At 70.2% G+C, this 20608-nt stretch carries 22 protein-coding genes; 11 read left to right on the forward strand and 11 right to left on the reverse strand.

What is annotated here, in order from left to right; all coding sequences use genetic code 11:
• Positions 1-207: 207 nt before the first annotated feature.
• Genes ABEA67_RS03255 through ABEA67_RS03265 form a run of 3 tightly spaced genes read right to left on the reverse strand, consistent with a single transcriptional unit; the run spans position 208 to position 3100 of the window.
• A complete protein-coding gene (locus ABEA67_RS03255; protein ID WP_345460792.1) occupies positions 208-987 on the reverse strand; it encodes a phosphoadenylyl-sulfate reductase in 780 nt (259 codons plus the stop codon).
• The gene (gene cysC, locus ABEA67_RS03260; protein WP_345460796.1) at positions 984-1529 is read right to left on the reverse strand and encodes an adenylyl-sulfate kinase; all 546 of its coding nucleotides are present in this window, start codon (positions 1527-1529) and stop codon (positions 984-986) included. The genes ABEA67_RS03255 and cysC overlap by 4 nt, the downstream gene beginning before the upstream one ends.
• Positions 1526-3100 carry a nitrite/sulfite reductase gene (locus ABEA67_RS03265; RefSeq protein WP_345460799.1) on the reverse strand — a complete coding sequence of 525 codons (1575 nt, stop codon included), beginning with the start codon at positions 3098-3100 and terminating at the stop codon, positions 1526-1528. The genes cysC and ABEA67_RS03265 overlap by 4 nt, the downstream gene beginning before the upstream one ends.
• Before the next feature lie 233 nt (positions 3101-3333).
• Here ABEA67_RS03265 and ABEA67_RS03270 point away from each other — a divergent pair, with 233 nt between their 5' ends.
• A complete protein-coding gene (locus ABEA67_RS03270) occupies positions 3334-4161 on the forward strand; it encodes a hypothetical protein (protein ID WP_345460802.1) in 828 nt (275 codons plus the stop codon).
• Between the two features lie 20 nt (positions 4162-4181).
• Here the strand turns inward: ABEA67_RS03270 and ABEA67_RS03275 are convergent, their stop codons facing one another.
• Both ABEA67_RS03275 and ABEA67_RS03280 read right to left on the reverse strand, forming a co-directional pair.
• On the reverse strand, positions 4182-4649 hold the full coding sequence (locus ABEA67_RS03275; RefSeq protein ID WP_345460805.1) for an Rrf2 family transcriptional regulator: 468 nt from the start codon (positions 4647-4649) through the stop codon (positions 4182-4184).
• An 82-nt stretch (positions 4650-4731) separates the two neighbouring features.
• On the reverse strand, positions 4732-5586 hold the full coding sequence (locus tag ABEA67_RS03280) for a DUF1028 domain-containing protein (protein WP_345460808.1): 855 nt from the start codon (positions 5584-5586) through the stop codon (positions 4732-4734).
• 87 nt (positions 5587-5673) lie between these two features.
• Between ABEA67_RS03280 and ABEA67_RS03285 the strand changes: the two genes are divergently transcribed.
• Together ABEA67_RS03285 and pyrF are read left to right on the forward strand one after the other, a co-directional pair.
• Positions 5674-6405 (forward strand): 3-keto-5-aminohexanoate cleavage protein, encoded by a 732-nt coding sequence (locus tag ABEA67_RS03285; protein ID WP_345460811.1) that lies wholly within the window; start codon positions 5674-5676, stop codon positions 6403-6405.
• Entirely contained in the window at positions 6405-7220 is an 816-nt protein-coding gene (gene pyrF, locus ABEA67_RS03290; RefSeq protein WP_345461797.1) for an orotidine-5'-phosphate decarboxylase, read from the forward strand. The genes ABEA67_RS03285 and pyrF overlap by 1 nt, the downstream gene beginning before the upstream one ends.
• Before the next feature lie 194 nt (positions 7221-7414).
• On the opposite strand, the gene ABEA67_RS03295 is transcribed toward pyrF, so the two are convergent.
• Positions 7415-7879, reverse strand: coding sequence for a MarR family winged helix-turn-helix transcriptional regulator (locus tag ABEA67_RS03295; protein WP_345460814.1), 465 nt, complete (start codon positions 7877-7879; stop codon positions 7415-7417).
• Positions 7880-7892: 13 nt separating this feature from the next.
• Entirely contained in the window at positions 7893-8168 is a 276-nt protein-coding gene (locus ABEA67_RS03300; RefSeq protein ID WP_345460817.1) for a transporter suffix domain-containing protein, read from the reverse strand.
• 107 nt (positions 8169-8275) lie between these two features.
• Here ABEA67_RS03300 and ABEA67_RS03305 point away from each other — a divergent pair, with 107 nt between their 5' ends.
• Positions 8276-8731, forward strand: coding sequence for a DIP1984 family protein (locus ABEA67_RS03305; RefSeq protein WP_345460820.1), 456 nt, complete (start codon positions 8276-8278; stop codon positions 8729-8731).
• Positions 8732-9232: 501 nt separating this feature from the next.
• Here the strand turns inward: ABEA67_RS03305 and ABEA67_RS03310 are convergent.
• The gene (locus ABEA67_RS03310; RefSeq protein WP_345460823.1) at positions 9233-10510 is read right to left on the reverse strand and encodes a replication-associated recombination protein A; all 1278 of its coding nucleotides are present in this window, start codon (positions 10508-10510) and stop codon (positions 9233-9235) included.
• 97 nt (positions 10511-10607) lie between these two features.
• On the opposite strand from ABEA67_RS03310, the gene ABEA67_RS03315 reads away from it, so the two are divergent.
• The 3 genes from ABEA67_RS03315 (at position 10608) to ABEA67_RS03325 (ending at position 12875) form a co-directional block, all read left to right on the forward strand.
• Complete coding sequence (locus ABEA67_RS03315) at positions 10608-11282, forward strand: DUF1345 domain-containing protein (protein ID WP_345460826.1); 675 nt, start codon at positions 10608-10610, stop codon at positions 11280-11282.
• A 70-nt stretch (positions 11283-11352) separates the two neighbouring features.
• The gene (locus ABEA67_RS03320) at positions 11353-12591 is read left to right on the forward strand and encodes a hypothetical protein (RefSeq protein WP_345460829.1); all 1239 of its coding nucleotides are present in this window, start codon (positions 11353-11355) and stop codon (positions 12589-12591) included.
• A 17-nt stretch (positions 12592-12608) separates the two neighbouring features.
• The gene (locus tag ABEA67_RS03325) at positions 12609-12875 is read left to right on the forward strand and encodes a hypothetical protein (RefSeq protein WP_345460832.1); all 267 of its coding nucleotides are present in this window, start codon (positions 12609-12611) and stop codon (positions 12873-12875) included.
• 60 nt (positions 12876-12935) lie between these two features.
• On the opposite strand, the gene ABEA67_RS03330 is transcribed toward ABEA67_RS03325, so the two are convergent.
• Genes ABEA67_RS03330 through ABEA67_RS03340 form a run of 3 tightly spaced genes read right to left on the reverse strand, consistent with a single transcriptional unit; the run spans position 12936 to position 16320 of the window.
• Positions 12936-14369: a phytoene desaturase family protein gene (locus ABEA67_RS03330; RefSeq protein WP_345460835.1), complete on the reverse strand. Its 1434-nt coding sequence runs from the start codon at positions 14367-14369 to the stop codon at positions 12936-12938.
• A 49-nt stretch (positions 14370-14418) separates the two neighbouring features.
• Complete coding sequence (locus tag ABEA67_RS03335; RefSeq protein WP_345460837.1) at positions 14419-15597, reverse strand: M28 family peptidase; 1179 nt, start codon at positions 15595-15597, stop codon at positions 14419-14421.
• Between the two features lie 54 nt (positions 15598-15651).
• Positions 15652-16320 carry a hypothetical protein gene (locus tag ABEA67_RS03340; RefSeq protein ID WP_345460840.1) on the reverse strand — a complete coding sequence of 223 codons (669 nt, stop codon included), beginning with the start codon at positions 16318-16320 and terminating at the stop codon, positions 15652-15654.
• Positions 16321-16372: 52 nt separating this feature from the next.
• Here ABEA67_RS03340 and ABEA67_RS03345 point away from each other — a divergent pair, with 52 nt between their 5' ends.
• The 4 genes from ABEA67_RS03345 (at position 16373) to ABEA67_RS03360 (ending at position 20592) form a co-directional block, all read left to right on the forward strand.
• A complete protein-coding gene (locus ABEA67_RS03345) occupies positions 16373-18325 on the forward strand; it encodes a protein kinase domain-containing protein (RefSeq protein ID WP_345460843.1) in 1953 nt (650 codons plus the stop codon).
• Positions 18326-18451: 126 nt separating this feature from the next.
• Positions 18452-18778 carry a Sec-independent protein translocase subunit TatA/TatB gene (locus ABEA67_RS03350; RefSeq protein WP_345460846.1) on the forward strand — a complete coding sequence of 109 codons (327 nt, stop codon included), beginning with the start codon at positions 18452-18454 and terminating at the stop codon, positions 18776-18778.
• 125 nt (positions 18779-18903) lie between these two features.
• Entirely contained in the window at positions 18904-20166 is a 1263-nt protein-coding gene (locus ABEA67_RS03355; RefSeq protein ID WP_345460849.1) for a DUF4127 family protein, read from the forward strand.
• A gap of 231 nt (positions 20167-20397) precedes the next feature.
• Positions 20398-20592 carry a hypothetical protein gene (locus ABEA67_RS03360; RefSeq protein ID WP_345460852.1) on the forward strand — a complete coding sequence of 65 codons (195 nt, stop codon included), beginning with the start codon at positions 20398-20400 and terminating at the stop codon, positions 20590-20592.
• Positions 20593-20608: the final 16 nt, after the last annotated feature.

The raw sequence follows: 20608 nt of genomic DNA on the forward strand, positions 1-20608 counted from the left end.
AGGGCGGGGCGCAGAAAGGTTGCCGCCTTTTGGCAACCTTGCCGAGCGAAGCGGGTAACGCAAAAAGGGCGGCGCGCAGTGGAGTGGACGCCTGAGACTTGCGGCAACGCAACGGAGCGCCGTCCTATGAGCGGTGAGCTATGAAAAAGAGGGCGGATACCAGAGCAGAAGCTTCCAGGTGCCCGTTCATAGCCCATAGCTCAAGGCTCACAGCCTGTTTTCCCCCGCCCACAGCCCGCATTCGGTCTTGCCCTTTCCGGCCCAGCGGCCCGCGCGGGCGTCCTCGCCGGGGCGGACGGCGCGGGTGCAGGTCCAGCAGCCGATGCTCAGGAAGCCGTCCCAGTACAGCGGGTTGACGGGCAGGTCGTGGTCGCGGGCGTAGGCTTCCAGCCGCTCGCGGGTCCAGTGGGCCAGGGGGTTGATCTTGACGCGCGCCCCGCCCGCCTCGACAAAGGGGATGTCGGCGCGGGTGGTGGCCTGGTCACGGCTGCGGGCGTTGAGCAGCGCGGAGGGGGCCTTTTCGCGCAGGTGCGTCTGGAGGGGCGCGACCTTGCGGACGGCGCAGCAGGCGTCGGGGTCGCTGGCGTACAGGTCGGGCGGCGTCTGCCCGTCTTCCGGGTGCGCGCCCGCATTCAGCGTCACGAAGGTCATCTCGGGATACCGCGCCGCGAGGCGGTCACGGGTCGCCAGCGTTTCGGGGAAGTGGTAGCCGGTGTCCACGAACACCACCTCGCCCCGGTAGCCCGCCCGCGCCGCGAGGTCGAGCAGCACCACGCCGTTCAGGTTGAAGGCACTCGGCATCAGCAGGTCGGGGTGCGCTTTGATCGCCCAGCGAATCACGTCGAGCGGGTCGGTGTCGGGGGTGAAGGCGGGGCCGGCCAGGTCGGGGTGCCCGGCGGCCTCACGGGGGGCGCGCGGCTCGGTGGTCAGCGGCACGCCGCCTTCTTCCGGCGTGCGGACCTCTGGCCGGTTTTCCAGCGCGGTCATGCCCCGAACCCCAGATGGTCGAGCAACTCCTGCACCCCTTCCTCGACGCTGATGCGGTCGGTCCGCAGGTGCAGGTCGGGGTGCTCCGGGGCCTCGTAGGGGTCCGAGACGCCGGTGAAGTGCGGAATCTCTCCCGCCAGTGCCTTGAGGTACAGGCCCTTCACGTCGCGCTCGGTCACGACTTCCAGCGGGGCGTCCACGAAGACCTCGGTGGGGTTGGGCAGGCCGGCCAGCACCTCGCGGCGCGTCTCGGCGTAGGGGCTGATGGCGCTGACGAGGACGGTCACGCCGTGCCGCGCGAGCAGGCCCGCCACGAAGGCGATGCGGCGCACGTTGGTGTCGCGGTCCGCCTTCGTGAAGCCCAGGCCCTTGCTGAGGTTCTCGCGCACGGCGTCGCCGTCGAGCAGCTCCGTCGCCACGCCCCGCGCCTTCAGCTCCTCATACAGGGCGCTCGCCAGGGTGCTTTTGCCCGCGCCGGACAGGCCGGTGAACCACACCACGCGGCCCGTACCCACCCCAGGACGGTTCAGGGTCGCGGTCATGCGGGCACGACCTCCAGACCTGGCTCCCGGTCGGGGGCGAGGATGGCGTCGGGCGCGAAGCGCGTGTGCCCCACCCGGTCGGCGTATTCCACGAAGCTCTCGCCGGGGAGCTTGCCCGCCCGGAAGTCGGAGAGGACGGCTTCCGTGTACTCGTTCAGGCGCACGGCGGGCACGAAGCCCTTGAGTTTGGTCCCGGTGCGCTGCGCCTGCCCGATGCTCCCGGCCAGGTTGACCTGATAGACCTCCTCCTCGCCGCCGCGCAGGGCACCCATGAAGCCCAGGTCAGCCACCTGATAGCGGGTGCAGGCGTTCGAGCAGCCCGTCAGGTTGATGGTGAAGGGTACGTCCAGGTCCGCGAACTGCGCCTCGATATGCTCGACCAGATTCGCGGTGCGGGCCTTGGTCTCGGTCAGCGCCAGGCGGCAGAACTGCGTGCCGGTGCAGGCGATGGTGGTGCCGCGCAGCGTGGTGCGGGGCGCGAGGTCGATGGCTTCCAGTTCCGCCGTCAGCTCGGCCACGTCCTCCGAACGCACATGCGGAATCATCATGTTCTGGAAGGCGGTGGTGCGCAGCACGCCCTGGCCGTAGCGGTCGGCCAGGTCCGCCAGCCGTCGCGCCTTGTAGGGGTCGATGCGGCCCACCGTCGTGGCGATAACCACGTAGTTCAGGCCGTCACGCTGGGGCTGCACGCCCAGCACGTCGTTGCCCCCGAAGCGGGCGACCGGGGCGGGCGGGCCGTCGCGCAGGGGGCGGCCCAGGTACTGCGTTTCCACGAGTTCGCGGAACTTCTGCGCGCCGATGTCCTTGATCAGGAACTTCAGGCGGCTCTTCTTACGGCTCACGCGGTAGCCGTGGTCACGGTAGGCGGCGGCGATGGCCTGCCCGACCTCCACCACTTCCTCGGGCCGGATGAACACGCCCAGCCGCTCGGCGAGGTGCGCCAGTGCGCCCAGGCCGCCGCCCACCCACACGTCGAAACCGACCTCGCCGTCTACCTCGTGCGCCAGGAAGCCGATGTCGTTGATCAGGTGGATGCCTTCCAGCTCGGGCGTGCCCGTCAGGCTGATCTTGAACTTGCGTGGCAGGTCCTGAAAGTCGGGGTTACCGCTGAGGGTTCCTTCCATCGCCGCCGCAATTGGGCGTACGTCGATCACCTCGCGGGCGTCCAGCCCGGCCAGCGGCGAGGCGATGACCGCGCGCACGGTGTCACCGCAGGCCCCCTTGGTGTGCAGGCCGACCGGTTCCAGCCGCTCGAAAATCTCGGGGACGTTCTCGATGCGCAGCCAGTGGAACTGGAAGGCCTGGCGGTCGGTCACGTCCAGAAAGCCGCGCCCGTAGTCTTCCGAGATGCCCGCCACCACGCGCAGCGTGTCCGAGGAAAACTCGGCGGTGGGCACCTTCACACGCATCATCAGGTAGCCGTCTTCCTGGGGGCGCTGCGGGTACACGCCCGCCCACTTCAGCAGGTCGATGTGGTCAGGATTGACGAACCCCTGCGCCGCGTACTGTGGCAGGAGGTCGAAAATCTGGAACGGCGGAATCTCTTTTTTCAGGGCTTCGAGGTCGCTCATGGGGTGACTCCGTGGTGGGATGAGGTAGCGAGGGGCGGCGGGGCGGTCAGCGGCAGCGACATCGCCGGGACGCGGCCAGCCGGGGCATTCGCGGGGGAAGGGGAACGGGCCACAGCATCATTGACAAAAAAGGTAATCTTTTATGGCCGATAAAACAAGTCAACAATTCCGGGTTGTCTCGACGGGTGCGCGGAGGAGGAGAAGACCCCATCAAACAGGCCAGAATGGGAGGCATGAAGCCCTGGCTGCTGCCCCTGCTCGTCTCGCCCCCGTTCGTCTTGTCCGTCGCGCTCGCGGGTGGGGCACAGCCGCCCGCCCTGCCGAAGCTGGGCCTGAACGCCGCGACCATGGGGCGGGTGGCCGACATTCAAACCGTGCCGCGTGTGCCCCGTGCGGATGGGCCATCCTTCTTCTTTCCCACCCACGTCCGCGCCATTCTCAACAGGCCGGGCCAGCACTGGCGGCCTCAGTACGATACGGACCTGCCGCAGGCCTACGTCGCCATTTACCCGGTGGCCGGACTCCTCGCGCAGTACCCGGAGCGGGGCGAACCCTGGAATGTGCGCACGCAGATCGACACCCTGAAGGCCCTGAACAGCGGGAGCCTCAAGCCGGGCGAGGTCGGCGCGTGGGGGTTGCCGTATCTGCCCCTCTGGAACGCGCATCAGGTGACGGCGGGGGCAGTGCGGACACTGGAGACGCCTGCGCTGAAGGGCATCCGTTACCTGACCTTGTACTCCCAGGAGGGCGGCGTGCGCTTCCCGCGCGAGGCCATCTTCTCTACCTTCCAGGGCCTCAGCCGCGACGGGCGCTTTTACATCACGGTGCAGGTCCCGTACGCCCCCGCCAGCCTCCCCACCCGCGCCGAACTGGAGCGCACCCGAACCTTTGAGATAGCGCCCTATCCCGGCCAGAGCAGTGGTCCCGTTGCCGACGCCTGGCGGAAAAAGGTGGACGCCTACAACCTTGACCTGAAACGCAAGCTGAACGCCGAAGACAACGCGCCAGCCCTGCGAACCCTTGACGCCCTCGTCCGCTCCATCCGCCTCACTCACCCCTGATTCCTAACCCCTCACCCCTCCTACGCATTCGGCTTCAGCAGGTGTCCCAGACAGTGCCCGTAGCTCACGCCCTGGCGCGCATCTATCACCAGGTCTTCCACGCTGAATTCCTGCAACACGGCGAGCATCGCGTCGCGCATCCGGGTGTAGACGGTGGCGCGGGCGTGGCAGCGGTCTTCTTCCACGCACGGCTCATGCCAGTTGAGGCTGATGCACGAGAGGGGCGCGACGGGGCCGTCGATAGCGCGCACCACCTCGCACAGGGAGATGAGCCGGGGTTTGCGGCTCAGGGCGTACCCGCCGCCGATGCCCTTCTTGCTCTTGACGATGCCCCTGGCCGTCAGGGCCGCCAGAATCCGCACCAGGTAGGGACGGTGAACGCCCGTCGCCGCGCTGATTTCCTCGCTGGCGACCCAGCGCGTCAGGTCCTGTGTGCCCAGGTAGCCCAGGGCCTGGAAGGCGTAGACGTCGGTGGCCGAAAGCCGCATGGCAGGAGGCTACCAGCTTCCAGCCGCCAGCCGCCAGCAGGAAGGCGCTTTTGCCGGGTGCTGGCGGCTGGTCGCTGGTCGCTCAATTCCCGAACCGCCCCCGCAGATAGTCCAGCGCCACCGGGTCGAAGCGCCCGCCCGGCACCCAGCGTTCCTCCAGATTCTCGGTGCCGTACAGCGCCCAGGCCGCCGCCTCGGTGTCGGGGTCCCAGGGGCCGGCGGGGAGGGAGGTCGCGTAGTCCTCGTAGATCAGGAGGGCGCGCAGCCATTCCAGCTCTTCTTGGGTCAGTTCGCGCGTGGCCTGGGGCCGCCCGAACAGCAGGTCGTGGAGGCCCAGCAGCCGCTCCAGTTCGGCGCAGGGGTCCGGGTGGTCGTCGGCCCGCAGGTTCACCCAGTCGTCGGTGAGGCCGCCGTAGCCGCGTCCCGGCCCCACGCACAGCAGCGCCGCCGACTGCCGCCCGCGCCGGTCCCCGCCCGCCGCGTCCCCGGCCCGCAGTGCCGAGAGCAGCCGGTGGGGGAGCGGCTGTCCCTCTGCCGCCTCCCACGCCTCCAGCATCGCAGCGACCACCTCCGGCCCGGTCAGGATGTTGCCCTGAATCGCTACGTTGTCCCGCACTACCCCGCCCGCCCAGGCATGACAGCCCTCGCCTGTGAAGGTTGTGCTGCGCCCGTCCGCCCCCACGAGGCCGAACTGCCGCTGCCGGATGTCGGCGTCCCCGGCCTGGAACTGCGCGGCCACCTCCTGCGGCCCCAGCCCCGCAGCCAGCAGGCGCAGTCCGTCCGGCCCGAAGTTGGGGTTCACGTAGCTCTGCGTGGCGACCGCCCCCACCCCCGCCCGCGCAAAGGGCACCAGCGCCCCTACCGCCAGAAACTTGCTCGCCACCGCCACGCCCAGGTCGCCGCTCACGGGGTCACGGCCCACGATGGAAAAGGTCATGGGAGGAGGCTACCAGTCGCCAGCGGCCAGCATGAATAAAGGCCTTTGCTGGAGGCTGGCCGCTGGAAGCTGATAGCTTCTTCCCCAATGCCCCCCCTGCCGCTGCTGCAAGCGTGCCTGAACGGGAACCGCCCGGCACGAAGTCACCCGGCCCTGCCCAGCACTCCGGCGGAACTGGCGCGGGAGGCGCGGGCCAGTGTGGCGGCGGGTGCGGGTGCACTGCACCTGCATCCCCGCGACGCGGAGAGCCGGGAGTCGCTGGCCCCGGAGGTGGTCGCGGCGGCCCTGAGTGCCGTGAGGTCGGCCTGTCCCGGCGTTCCGATCGGCATCTCCAGCGGGTTCTGGATTCTGGCGGACGTGGAGGCACAACTCGCCGCCGCCCGCGCCTGGACCGTGCGCCCGGACTTCGTGTCGGTGAACTGGCATGAACCCCACGCCATTCCGCTGGCGGAGACGTTGCTGGTGCTGAACATCGGGATAGAGGCCGGGGTCTGGACTGCGGAGGCCGCCCTTGCATTTCTGTCCTGGCCCGGACGGGACAGAGCGCTGAGGGTGCTGGTGGAACTTCCCGACCGCGAGGACGTTCTTTCCGACGCCGCCGACATCCTGGCACTGCTGGACCGGGCCGGGGCTGCCGCTCCCCGCCTGCTGCATGGGGAGGGCCGGAGTGCCTGGCCCCTGCTGCGCGAGGCGGGTCGCCGGGGCCTGGCCTCCCGCATCGGCCTGGAAGACACCCTCACCCTGCCGGACGGCACCTTTGCCCGGGACAATGCCGACCTCGTGAGGGCTGCCCGCGCCGTGTTAGCCTCCCCCGGATGATGCCGTTTGCCGCTGCCGTCACCGACCGCACCCGCCGCCTCCAGACCCGGCTGTGTGTGGGCCTGGACCCCCGCGCCAGCGCCTACCGCGACCTCGCGCACCTGCGCACGCACACGCTGGACGTGCTGGAGGCGACCTCCCCTTACGCGGCCTGCGTCAAGCCGCAACTGGCCTTTTTCGAGGCGCTGGGCTTACCGGGGTTCACGCTGCTGGAGGAGGTCTGCGCCGCCGCTCGCACGCTGGGCCTGCCGGTCATTCTGGACGGCAAGCGCGGCGATATCGGCAGCACGGCGGAAGCCTACGCGCGGGGCTGGCTGACGGGAACGCACGCGGGGGACGCGCTGACGGTGAATCCCTTCCTGGGGTTCGGGACCCTCACGCCCTTCGTGGAGGCGGCGCGGGCGAATGGCGGCGGCCTCTTCGTCCTCGTGAAGACCAGCAATCCAGACCAGGCGGACCTCCAGGGCCAGGGGGTCAGCGAGCGCGTGGCGGTGGAGGTGGCCCGCCTGAACGCCGAGGAGGAGGGCCAGGACCAGGCCAACACCTACGCCAGTGTCGGCGCAGTGGTGGGCGCGACCCACCCGCAGGACCTCGCCACCTTCCGCGCGCTGATGCCGCGGGCGCTGCTGCTGCTGCCGGGGCTGGGGGCACAGGGGGCGACGGCGGCGGAACTCGCCCCGGCTTTCCATGCGGGCGGCGCGGGTGCCCTCGCCAGCGCCAGCCGCGCCGTGCAGTACGCGGACGGGCTGGACGTGGCGGCGAGCCGGGAGGCGGCGCGGCGGCTCAGGGACGAGTTGAATGCGGTGATGCCCTGAAGCAGTGGGCGTAGAGACTCCGGTGCCGTTGGCGGAGTCTGGGGGAGGCTGAGTCAGTCGAGTGTTTGGCGGGCCAGATCGAAAGCCCAACCCGCCGACAACACGCCTCTTTTCGACTTCGCCAACGGCACCGTTTCCCTGACGGCTCCCCGGGCTGGGCGAGGACCTCCTGGCCTTTGCCGGGGGCTGGCTCATCAACTGTTTGCGGGGATCTGAAACACGCTGCCCAGTTTTTCCAGCGAGCCAACGATTTCCTGCAAATCGGCCAGCGAGAGCTGCTTGAGGTAGGCATCCGCGAGGTACTGTTCGTACTGCCGGAGCACCCGCTGGTACTCCAGCCCCCGTGGCCGGAGTTGAAAGAGGGAAACCCGCTTATCGTGGGGACTCTTCTCGCGAATAAAGTAATCTTCCTGCTCCAGCCGCGTGAGGTGCTGGCTGATGGCTCCCTTGGACACACCCAGGCTGTCGGCCAGTTCCTTGGGCGTGATCCTGGGGTTCCGCACAATCTGCCCCAGGACGACGTGCTGCTGGCCTGTCAGCGCGAACTGGTCGTAGTCGTAGCGCGGCGCGTCCCGCTCAGTGGCGACCCACAGGTCAATGATGAGCTGGTTGATGCGTCCGGCCAGAACCTGCGCCTGCGCTGTGTCGGGAGCTTGCATAGCGGTCATTCTTTCAGAGCTGCCCCGGTTTCCGTTTTTTGAAGCCTAGGCGCTGCCCAAGCTGCTGGACGACTTCCTTGCCCACACCCGCCGTTCCCAGCAGTCCAAAGATTTCAGCTGCCAGGACGGTGGTGCCGATGACGCCCGCCTTGGTCGCGGCGTCCAGGGAAAGGCTCAGTGTAACCAGGATGCTCAGGTAAAGCAGGGCGCACACCGCCAACGCCACGAGTCCGAGCTTGAATCTGAGCGGACGGCCACGGAGCGGAAAGCTCTTGGGGATCTCTTTCATGCGTTTAGTTTAGATACCTAAACTATTTGTGTCAAGGGTGGCCTCCCTGCACGCCTTTTCAGGTCATCGCCGTCAGGGTTTCCTCCCAAATGCCCTAACCTGCCCCCATGAAACTCGCCGAGGCCCTGATTGACCGCGCCGACCTGCAAAAGCGGGCGGCGCAACTGGAAGTGCGCATTCTGGCGAACATGCAGGTGCAGGAAGGCGACCTCCCCGCCGAGGACCCCCTGCTGCTGCTGAACGAGTTCCTGACCGTCACAGCGGCGCTGGAAAGTCTCTTGCCCCGCATCCACCGCGCCAACCTGACGACCACGCTGGAAGGCGGCCTCACCCTGACCGAGGCCCTGACGCGCCGCGACATGCTCGACCTGCGCCTCCGCGTGCTGCGCGGCATGGCCGAGGCCGCCACCCTCAAGCAGACGCGCTACAGCAACAGCGAGGTGAGGATGGTCGCGGTGGTCCCTGCCCGCGACCTCCAGAAGCAGGTGGACGTCCTCGCCCAGGAGCGCCGCGAACTGGACACCCGCATTCAGCAGACCAACTGGTTGACCGACCTGTCGTGAGGAGCGCAGAGTGCCAGATGACCTAAAATGACGGCGGGGGCGCGCGCAGCGGGCGAGGGCCACACCCACGGCGGGTTCAAGCCGTACACCTCCTTGTAGAGCGCGGGGCAGCTCACTTCCTCACACCTCTTGCCCAGCACCCCGCACCCTTCACCGGGCACGTTTCACCCTTCACGACCAGGCCCTGACGCACGCCGCGCCCCCGGAGCGCCACTTCCCCCGCTGGAGGTGGCGCTCTCCTGCGCGGGGAGTCTAAAGGTCTAACCGTCTGCTACGGATTCCGTCCAATTCCTGAACAGTCGGGAGAGCACCGCCTGTTCATCCATCTCCCGAAATCCGCCCTTGTTCCTTCTCCCTTTGGTCGGATTTCCGGGTGTTTTCAACACCCTTCAATCGGAATCCGTCTGACCGCGAAAAAGCAGCCCACAACCAATGTTTCTGGCCGTTAGACAGTTGGACCTTCAGACCTTTAGACACCTCCCGCCGTCTTCCGCAGAAGGTCTATTCCTGCCCCTCCCCGTGCGCCGCCTGCAACTTCCGCCACCGCTCGGCCACCCGCGCCTCCCAGCCCTCGCCGGTCGGTTCGTAGAGGTCGAGGCTCACACCGTCGGGCAGGTAGTTCTGCGCGAAACTGCCTTCGGGGTCGTCGAAGTAGTAGGCGTAGCCCTGGCCGTACCCCTGCGCGCGCATCAGCGAGGTGGGGGCGTTGCGGAGGTGAACCGGCACGGGCAAAGTCTCGCCCTCCTGCACGGCCTTCCGGACCTTTTTCCACGCGACATACACGCTGTTGCTCTTGGGCGCGAGGGCGAGATACACCACCGCCTGCGCGAGCGCGAGTTCGCCTTCCGGGCTGCCCAGGAACTCCATCGCGTCGCGCGCGGCGATGCACAGCCGCAGCGCCTGCGGGTCCGCCAGGCCGATGTCCTCCGACGCCATCCGCACGATGCGGCGGGCGACGTAGTGGGCGTCCGCGCCGCCTTCCAGCATTCGTGCCAGCCAGTACAGCGAGGCGTCCACGTGCGACCCACGCACACTCTTGTGCAGGGCGGAAATCAGGTTGTAGAAGTCCTCGCCGTTCTTGTCCATCGCCGGGAGGTGCCGCCCGAAGGCCTCTGTGACCGCTTCCGGCGTGACTGGATTGGTGAGGGTGGCAGCCACCTCCAGCGTCCCCAGCGCCCGCCGCGCGTCCCCCTCGGCCAGCCGCGCGAGCAGGTCGAGCGCCTCGTCGGAGGCCGTGACGCCCGGCAGCCCGCGCGGGTCGGTCAGCGCCCGGTCCAGCAGGCTGCGCACCTCCTCCTGCGTCAGGGCCTCCAGCACCAGCGTCCGCGCCCGCGAGCGCAGCGCCGGGTTCACCTCGAAACTGGGGTTCTCGGTGGTCGCGCCGATCAGGGTCAGCAGGCCGGATTCGACGTGGGGCAGGAGGGCGTCCTGCTGCGCCTTGTTGAAGCGGTGAATCTCGTCCAGAAAGAGGATGGTGCGCTGGCCCCGGCCCCGCAGCCGCTCGGCTTCCGTGACTGCCTCGCGCACGTCCTTCACGCCCGCCGACACCGCCGACAGCGGGATGAAATGCGCCCCGACCTCCGCCGCGATGAGGCGTGCCAGCGTCGTCTTGCCCACGCCCGGCGGTCCCCACAAAATCAGCGAGCCGAGGCGTCCGCTTTGCAGCAGGCGCGTCAGCGGCCTGCCCGGCCCCAGCAGGTGTGACTGGCCCACCACCTCGGCCACGGTGCGCGGGCGCAGGCGTTCGGGCAGGGGGGCGGGCGGGTCGAACAGGGTCACGGGAGGCAGGATAGCGGCCGCTGGGTACTCGGCCAGGGGCCTTGGGCACGCTCCGGGGGCTAGACGGGCGGCTGACAAGGCTGACGATAATGGACAGATGCAGGTCAACCCCTGGGGCCAGTACGAACGCAGCGCGCTGTGGAGCGCGGCGCTGTGGGCCGCCTACATTTCTTTGCACGCCCTGCCCCCGGTGCTGCGGATCATGACGGCGCTGAACGTGGCCAACGGGCTGTACCTGCTGCTGACCTGGTGGGCGGTGCAGCGCAGCACGGCGCCGGTGCTGCGGCAGTGGGCCACCCGGCCGTTTCCCCGGCTGCTGGAAGCCCGTCCCTGGCTGGATTTCTGGCTGCTCGGCGGGCGCACGGGCCTGTCGTTCGTGTTGAGCGCTAGTCTGCTGGGCTTTCTGGTGGCGGCGGGCTTCCTGCCGGCCCGCGCGAACTTCGAGCTGTCGGCGGTGCAGGAGGCGTGGCTGGTGGGCCTCTGCCTGCTGGCGGTCGCCACCGCGTGGCTGATGGCCCACCTGGCCTACGCCCTGCACTACGCCTTCCTGTATTACCGCCAGCCGGGCCGCCCCCTGACCTTTCCGCAAGACGACGTACCGGACTTGATGGACTTCGCGTATTTCGCCTTCACGGTGGGCACGACCTTCGCCAGTTCGGACGTGGAGGTCACCAGCAAGCTGGTGCGGCGCACGGTGCTGGGGCACATGCTGTTCGCCTTCGTGTTCAATACGGCGATCCTGGCGCTGACCCTGCAATTCTCGACGGGCTGACCGCTGCCTGGGCGTCCCGCAGCGCACACGCGGTGGCGCCAGTCTCGGCGGGCCGGTCTATCCTGCCCCCATGACCCCTGCGCCCGACCCCGCCGAACGCTACATCCGCCTCGCCCACGCCCTCGACGCGCACTCGGAAGGCTTTATCGACGGGTACGGCGGCCCCCAGGACTGGGCCGACCGGACGCGGCGCGACCCCGCCGAGCTGCGCGCGGAGGCGCAAGCCCTGCTGGACGAGGTTTCGGGGGTGGAGGACGAGGCGCGGCGGGCCTTCCTGACCGTGCAGGTGCGGGCGATGCACACCCTGGCGCGGCGGCTCGCGGGCGAGACGCTGCCCTACGCCGACGAGGTGCGCGGCCTGTACGACATCGACCCCGTGCGGGCGGACACGGCCGATCTGGAGGCGGCGCTGGGGGCGCTGGACGCGGCGCTGCCCGGCTCCGGTTCCCTGAACGAGCGGGAGGAAGCGCTGCGGTCACGGGTGGTCCTGCTCAAAGACGACATCCTGCGGGTGGCCCAGCCCATTCTCTCCACGCTGCGCGAGCGGACGCGCGAACGCTTCGGCCTGCCGGAGGGCGAGGACTTCTCTATCGGGCTGGTCAGCGATAAGCCCTGGACCGGCTACAACTGGCCGCTGGGCAACCTGAGAAGCCGCATCGACCTCAACACCGACCTGCCCCTGCTGCTGCCCGACCTTCCCGACCTGCTGGCGCACGAGGGCTACCCCGGTCACCACACCGAACACGCGACCAAGGAGGCGCGGCTGGTGCGGGAGCGCGGCTGGCTGGAACACGGGATTCAACTCATCAACGCCCCCGAATGCGTGGTGAGCGAGGGCATCGCCGTGAACGCCCGCGCCGCCGTGATGAGCCGCGAGGAACTGGAAGCGTGGCTGACGGGCGAGCTGGTGGGGATGGCCGGGCTGGACCCCGACGACGTGCGGGCGTACCTGGCCGCCAGCCGCGCCCGCGAGGGCCTGAAGAGCGTCAGCGGCACGGCGGCCCTGATGCTGCACGAAGACGGCGCACCGGAAGCCGAGGTGCTGGCCTTCCTGCGGCGCTACGCCGTGGTCAGCGAGGACCGCGCCCGCCAGAGCCTGCGCTTCATCTCGCAGCCGAACTTCCGGGCGTACATCTTCACGTATAGCGTGGGTGGCGACCTCGTGTTTCAATCCTCAGCACCTTTTGATGCTGTAGACCCCAAGGGTCAAACTGGGGGCCGTAAGGAAGCTGGCATGATGACCTTCGCCCGCCTGCTGCGAGAACCCGTCACGCCCGGCCAGCTCCGGGAGGCTGTCCCCACGGCCTGAACGGGCACAATAGCCCCATGGACTTTCAGACCCAGGTGGAACACGAGGGCTTTCCCGCCGGAGCGCAGGTCACGACCGCAGGCGAACCCACGGGCCGCGTCTTCCGCGTGACGCAGGGAGAGGGTGCCCTCGAAATCCTGCTCACGGACGACGCCGTCAAAATCTACGGCGAGGGGCCGACCCGCGCGATGGTCCTCCAGCGCCTGCGCGAGGCCGCCGAGGCTGGGTTGCCGCCGCGGGAAGCCGGGGGCGGGTGCGTGCGGCAGGTGTTTCTGGGGGACTGAGGGGAGGCAGTGCGCGGTACGCGGTCTGTTTCCTCCCGCGCACTGCGTCCCGCGCACCGCCTACTTCCCAAACACGTCCCCCAGCACCGCCCGCGCCGCCCAGTAGCCGCTCATGCCGTGGATGCCGCCGCCTGGGGGTGTGGCACTGCTGCACAGGTACACGCCGGGGGCGGGGGTGCGGTACGGGGTCGCCGTGGGCACGGGGCGGGCGAGCAGGCCCCACAGGTCGCCCTGGCCGCCGTTCACGTCGCCGCCCTGAAAGACCGGGCTGAAGGCCTGAAGCTGCCGCGCGTTCGTCGTGGTACGGGCCAGCACGAGGTCGCGGAAGCCGGGGGCGGCGCGTTCCAGCTGGGCTTCGATGGCAGTGGCGTAGGTGTCGGGCGTACCGGGCGGCACGTGGGCGTAGGCCCAGAGGGTGTGGTGTCCTGGGGGCGCACGGCTGGGGTCGAAGGGCGTGTGCTGGGCGGCCAGCACGTAGGGCCGCTCCGGGGCCACTCCCCGCGCCACGCCCGCCTCGGCCCCAGTGATGGCCTCCAGCGTGCCGCCGAGATGCACCGTTCCAGCCCGCCTGAGCGCGGGGTCGCGCCAGGGCACGGGGCCACTTAGCGCGTAGTCGAGCTTCAGCAGGCCGGGGCCGTAGCGGTAGCGGCGCAGCCAGGCGCGGTAGGCGGGCGTCACCCGGTCCCCCAGCAGGTCTAGCAGCACGCCGGGGCTGGAATCTACCAGCACAGCGCGGGCGGCGGGCAGGTCGCGCCGTGAGCGCACCTCCACCCCCGTCTCAACCTCGCCGTCCAGGAATAGCAGGTAGGCGGCCAGCGCGTCCGCAAGCGCCTGCGCCCCACCGCGGGGAAAGGGCCAGCCGACCGTGTGCGCGAGGGTGCCCAGCAGCAGCGCCGCCGCGCCCGTTCCCGGCGTCCCCAGCGGCAGGTTGGCATGGGCGGCCAGCCCCCCCCACACCGCCCGCGCCTCCGGCGTTTTCAGCAGGTGTGCCGTCAGTGTAGCCGGTGGCACCCCCCGCAGCCCGAAGCGAGCCAGTGTCAGTGGGTGCCGGGGCAGGCGCGGAAGCGGCTTCAACACGTCGTCCAGCAGGCCGCACCAGCCCGCTACCAGGGGGCCGAAGAGGGCCTGCCATGCCCCGGCATCTTCCCCGAAGCTCTGCGCGGTCGCCTCCAGGTCACGCTCGACCACCACGCCCGTGCCGTCCTCCAGCACGTGCCCGTAAGGAGCATCCGGCTGCACCCAGTCCAGCCCGAAGGCGTGCAGGGGCCACTCGCGGAAGGCGGGCGAGGCGAACCCCAGCGGATGAATCGCGCTGCCCACGTCGTGAATGAAGCCGGGCAGGGTGAGGGGGGCGCTGCTCAGGCCCCCGCCTACCCGCGCGTGGCGCTCCAGCACCCGCACCCGCAGCCCCGCCCGCGCAAGCGTGATGGCGGCGGCCAGCCCGTTCGGCCCTGCCCCGACGACGACGGCATCCAGCGGGCGCGGGGAAGTCATGGATGCAGGGTAGCGTCAGCCCTGGGGAAGTCCGTCAGAACGCCCGCCGTCACTTTCCGGCAGAAACGGCACCCAGCACCGCGTCCGCCGCCCTCAGGGCCGTGTCTACCGTTCCCCGAATCAGTGCCGGGTCCGCCAGCGTATCCCCCGGCTGGTGGTAGTGCTCGTCCAGCCCCCGGTGGAAGAACAGGACCGGCACACCCGCGCGGGCAAAGGAGGCGTGATCGCTGTCCCCGCCCGCCGGGAAGGTCCCCAGCGTCGGCGTTCCCTGCCGCGCGGTGTCTACCAGGGCGCTGTCTCCGCCCACCGCGAGGGGTGCGGCGTTCACGCCCACCATGTCGAAGTTGAACATGGCCTTCAGGTGTTGCACCAGGCCGGGATTCTCCTTCACGAATACCCGCGAGCCGCGCAGGCCATCTTCCTCCCCGTCGAACAGCACGAAGAAACTGTGGGCGGCGAGGGGCGTATTCGCTGCCCGGCGGGCTAGTTCCAGCACGGCCACACTGCCGGAGAGGTTGTCGTTCGCGCCCGGTGCCCCCGTGACGGAATCGAGGTGCCCCCCGAACAGCACGTCGGGTTGCGTCACGCCCGGCCGCGAGGCCACCACGTTCACGCCGCGCACCTCGCCCTCGCGCACGCGCACCCACAACGTGACGGGCTGTCCTTCCCGCAGGGCCGCGCCGTCCTCACGTGTGACGGCCAGCACCGGCAACTCCACCCGCTCGCCCAGGGTGCCGTGCAGTTCCCCCGGCCCATTGTTCACCACGATCAGCCCTGCCGCGCCCGCCGCGAGGGCATTCCGGGCTTTCTGGAGGAAGGGAATCTGGCCGCGCTGCACCACCGCGACCCTGCCGCGCACGTCCACCCCGCGGAAGTCCTCGGGCGTGCCCACGCCGGGCACGAGGACCACGGGCGCGCTCACCTCGCCGCCCGCGGTGCCCTGGAGGGCCAGGCCCGCGAGGAGGCGCTCGCCCACCCGCACGTCCGAGCCGAGGTCGTCGAAGCGGGGGTAGGTGAAGGCTTCCCGCCGGGTGGTGTACCCCAGCGTGCGGAACTGCTCCTCGAAGTAGCTGCGGGCCTGCTCGTTGGCCGCGCTGCCGGTCACGCGGGGGCCGAACTTCAGGACGGTCGTCAGGTCGTTCTCGACGGCCGCCAGGGCAAAGGAACCCAGGGTGAGGGCACCCGCGACCAGCGCGCCCAGCACAGCGCGCACGTTTGGTTGACGCATGGTGCCATCAGAGCATGAACGGGCATGAGTTGCACGCGGCCCCCGGAAAGCCGCTCAGAGTCCTGGGTGCGCCTGGAGAAATGCCTTCATCCCCCCGACGATCTGTTCCAGGTTGCCCACCGAGGCCAGCGCGTCGCCCGTGTTCTCGAACACGTGGTCGGCCCCTTCCAGAACGAGAAGGGTTGCTCCCGCTGCGGCGAGTTCGTCCAGCCAGTCCTTCCGGTAATGGGGGTCTGCGGTGCCGATCACGACCAGGGAGTGAGAGGCCTGCTGCCTGATGCTCTCCCGCACCTCCGGGTACTGGAGCAGCGGCGTGAGCCAGACCAGGCTGGTCTGGGGCGGCAACGGTTCCCCGCTCAGCAGCAGGTGCAGGCCCAGGGTGCCCAGGGATTTGGCGACGATACACAGCCGCGAGGAATCACGGGCGGCCCTCGCCGCGGCCAGAGCGCCGGCCACGTCTGCTCCCAGCCAGGCGAGCGCCTCCTCGTCGGAAGCATTTTTGAAGGTCTCGCTGTTGTAGCGGGTTTCCAGGCCGAACGTATCAAAGCCCAGCTCGTCCAGCAGCAGAGCAGAGTAACGCAGGCCCGGATGCGCGAGACCGTAACCCATGCCCGGCAGGAGCAGACCCAGCCCCGCTGGCTTATCTGCCTGTCTCCGGTAGCGGTACTCCAGCGGTTCGTTCCGGTAGCCACGAACATCAAGCTCGGCACGTTGTGAGGGCATACTGAAATGGTACGGCACGCACGTTCCCGCCCCCGGCGCTACACTCCCTGCGATGGAGGCTGGCGCGACCCTCAACGACCGCTACGTGCTGCGCGCCCTGCTGGGCGAGGGCGGCAGCGCGAAGGTCTACCGCGCAGGTGACCTGCGGCTCGACCGCGAGGTGGCCGTCAAGGTGCTGCACCCCCACCTCCCCGACGGCGACCGCGCCCGCTTTCTGCGCGAGGTGCGGACGCTGGCCCGCCTGACGCACCCCGGCGTGGTGCCGGTGCTGGACCTGGGCGAGGCGCAGGACGCGGGGGGAGCCGCGCGCGTGTTCTTCACGATGCCGCTGCTGACGGGCGGCCCGGTGACGGCCCTCGGCCCGCTGGAGGACGCGCCGGGGCCGCTGGCGCACTTCCTGACGGCGGCGGCCTTCGCCTCGCGCGCGCTGGGGCATGTCCATGCCCAGGGCATCGTCCACCGGGACCTGACACCGGGCAACATCCTGCTGGACGACGCGCGGATGCCGCGCATCATGGATTTCGGGCTGGTGGCCCTCAGCGAGCATTCGCGCCACCTCACCCGCAGCGGCGTCACGCTGGGCACGCCCGCCTACATGGCCCCCGAACAGGCGCGCGGGGTGGGCGTGGGGCCGCGCAGTGACCTCTACGCGCTGGGGGCGGTGCTGTACCGGGTGGCCTGCGGCTCGCCGCCCTTCGTGGGCGACAGCGACCAGAGCGTGCTGTTCCAGCATGTCTACGAGCAGGTACCCGACCCCCGCGACCTGAATCCCGCCGTGCCCGACGCGGTGGCGCGGGTGCTGCTGGCCCTGCTTGCCAAGAAGCCCGAGGACCGCCCCGAAAGCGGCGAGGCCGCCGCGCACCTGTGGGCACTCGCGCGGCGCGACGTGTGGGTGAGGCACGCGCGCGGTCAGTACCGGGGGGGCCGCGCCCGCACCGGCGAACACCCCGACGGCCCCGCCCGTGCAGAGACGCTCGGCGAGGCCTGGAGTGTGCCCCTCCCCGGCGAGGTGACGTGGCCCGCCGCCGTCGTGGGCGAGGGCGACCTGCTGGCGGTCGGCACGCGCGGCGGGCAACTGGTGCTGATGCACGCCTCCGGGCGGCCCTACGCGACCTACGCCGCCCGCGACGAGGTGACGGCCCCGGCGACTTTCCTGGACGGCCACATCTTGTACGGGGCCTGGGACGGCACCCTGCGCCGCGTGCGGCTCGCGGACGGGCAGGAAGCGTGGCGGCACCAGGCCCGCGCCGAGTTCACGGGTGCGCCGACCCTCTGGGCGGGCCGCGTGCTGGCCGCCAGCCGCGACGGGCACCTGCACGCGCTGGACGCCCGCACCGGCGAACTCGCCTGGGCCTACCGCGCGGGCGGCCCGGTCGCCGCCTCCCCGGTGGTCTGGGCGGGGGCGGCCCTGCTGTGCGACGAGAACGGCTGGCTGCACGCGCTGGATGCCCGCAGCGGCACGCCCCTCTGGAAGGTGGAGGTGGGCACCGTCCACGCCACCCCCGCCCTGATTCCGACCGCGCCGGGACAGGCCACCCTGATCGTCCCCACCTGGCCCGGCGAGGTCCACGCCCTGAGCCTGAGTGCCGCGTCCGGCCGCGTGCAGCTCGCCTCGCCCGACCCCACCCTCTGGACCTACGACATCGAGGACGAAATCTGGGCCGCGCCTGCCGTGACTCAAGGGGCCGTCACGCACGGGCTGGTCGTGGTGGCCGGGTGGGGCGGCACCGTGCGCGCCCTGCGCCTGGAGGACGGCGAGGACGTGTGGTCGCACACCCTGGAAGGCCGCGTCACCGCCAGCCCCGTCCTGAGTGCCGGGCTGGTCTTCCTCGCGTCGGAGGCGGGCGAGCTGGCCGCGCTGGACGTGCAGACCGGGGCCGTGCGCTGGAGCCGGCGCGAGCGCGAGGGCGTGCAGGCGACGCCGCTGGCCGCTGCCGGGGCGCTCTACGTGGCCTTTATGAACGGGACGCTGCGGGCGTACCGGGAGGGGCCGCCGCCCTCCTGACTCTTCTGGCCTCCTGACCCTTTCAGTACTTCTCATGCCGGCCTGACGTTTGGCTGAGGGCGCAGGGTCTACACTCTGGGCAGGACGCCGCTTCTCAGGCTCCGTCCATCCCACGGAGGTCCACACATGCCCAACATCGGTGCTCCCGAACTTTTTGTCATCCTGATCGTCGCGCTGCTCGTGTTCGGCCCCAAGAAGCTGCCCGAGATGGGCAAGAGCCTGGGCGCGGGCATCCGCGAATTCCGCAAGAGTACCCAGGGCCTCAAGGAGGAACTGGAAGGCAGCCTGCGCGAGACGCCCGCCCAGGCCGCGCCTCCCGCCCAGACGGTGGTCGCCCAGGCCGTCGTGCCGCCGATTGCCCAGGCCCAGGCCGCGACCCCGGTGGCTCCCCAGGCCGTCATCCCCCAGACGGTCACGCCCGCTGCGGCCACCGACGACGTGCAGCGTTCCTGAGAGCTGTTCGCCCTACCCCGCACCCTGAGGGAACCTCCCCGCGTGGTGCGGGGTTTTTGCGGGCGGCCCGGCCTCTACACGCTCTGCTCGGCTGCCGCTCACCTGCCGCCTCTAGGCTGCCGGGTATGAGGCGTCTTTTCCCGCTGCTGTCCGCGCTGCTGCTCGCCCCGCCGGTGGGCGCGCAGATTCTCGTGCCGCTCGACTCGCGCCCGGCGACGCGGGTGCTTCCGGCCCTGATAGCGGGGGTGGACGGCGGTCAGGTGGAGGTGCCCCCCGCCGACCTCTTGGGCAACGCGGAGCGTGGGGCCGACCCGGCGGCGCTGGCGGCCTGGCTGAATGCCCAACCCACCGACCAGCCGCTGGTGGTCGCGCTGGATGCCTTTGCCTACGGGGGCCTGGTGCAGTCGCGCAGCAGCCCGCTGACCGCGCCGCAGGCCCTGGCCCGCCTCCAGCCCGTCCGGGACTGGCAGGCCCGGACGCATCAGCCGGTTTACGCCTTCATCACCCTGCCGCGCGAACCCGACGCCACCGACCGGGCGCGGAACCTGGCCGTGGTGCGCGAGATGCTGAACTGGGCGCGGGACGGGGTGTTCAAGGAACTGCACGTCACCTGGGACGACGCCCTCCCCGGCAGCCCCGCCCCGGCAGAGGGTGCGGCGCTGGCAAAGGAGGCCCCCGCCAACGTGCGCGTCTACCCCGGGGCCGACGAGGTGCTGAGCTTGCTGGTGGCCCGCGCCGAGGCCCCGGCCGAGCGCACCGTGCGCGTGGAGTACAGCGACCCGGCGAAGGCGCGTGCCGTTATCAAGTACGAGGGCATCCCCCTGACGCAGAGCGCGGCGAACCATGCCCAGGCCAGCAGCTTCCGTGTGGTGGATTCCGGCCCGGCCGACCTCACGCTGTACGTGTACAACGGCGGCGATCCGCGCCAGGCGGCCCTGCGGGTCAGTGCCCTGCTGCGGCGCGGCCCGGTCGCCGTCGCGGACGTGGCGCAGGTGAACCTGGGCAACACGCGGCTGTGGTCCGACCTCGCCACCCTGCGCCAGCATGCCAATCTGCGTGCGCTGGCTGCCTGGGGCACGCCCGGCAACAACCTGGGCACCGCGCTGGCCCACGCCCGCCTCTCGCTGGAGGGGGCCGACCCGCTGCGCCAGGACGCCCTGCTCGCCCGCGAGTACGCCAACGACGTGATCTACAGCGCCGAGGTGCGCGCTGCCCTTCGCCAGGCCATTCCCGAGGCCGAGCTGAACACCCCGGAGGGCCAGGCCAGGCTGCTGGCCCTCGCCCGCGATTATTTCCCCCTGCGCGTCGGCCTGACCTACCGCCTGGAGGATGCCTCGCTGCCCTGGGGCCGCTCCTTCGAATGGGACTTCGACCTGGAGGGGCATTGAAGACGGAAGGGGCGGCGGGTGAGCCTGGCCCCGTCCTGTCTGGCCCCGTCCTCCCCTGAATGCATGTTTGAAAAGGGTCCTCAGGACAGGCGGGGTGCGCCGGGAGGGCGTGCCCTTTTCCCCCTCTCCCCTTGCTGCGCAAGGCCCTCTCCCGCCAGGGGAGAGGGTCAAAAAAAGCAGCCATCTCTACGACAAATGCTCTAAAAGAGGCTCTGAATGCCACACTGGAGCGTGGACGCTTTTCCACTGCTCCTCGTCCTGTCCCCGCTGGGGTGGGTGCTGCTGGCCCTGCTTGTGGTGGGCGTAGCCCTGGTGGTCCTGACGTTTCTGATTCCGCGCCGCTTCTGGGGCCTCCTGCTGCTGGTCGGTTGTCCCGTGCTGCTGTGTGGGCCGGTCGTGGTGGCCGGGCTGCTGGGGAGGTCGTAAGGGTGTGGGGGTGGCG

It is taken from the genome of Deinococcus carri (genome assembly GCF_039545055.1).
GTDB lineage: Bacteria > Deinococcota > Deinococci > Deinococcales > Deinococcaceae > Deinococcus > Deinococcus carri.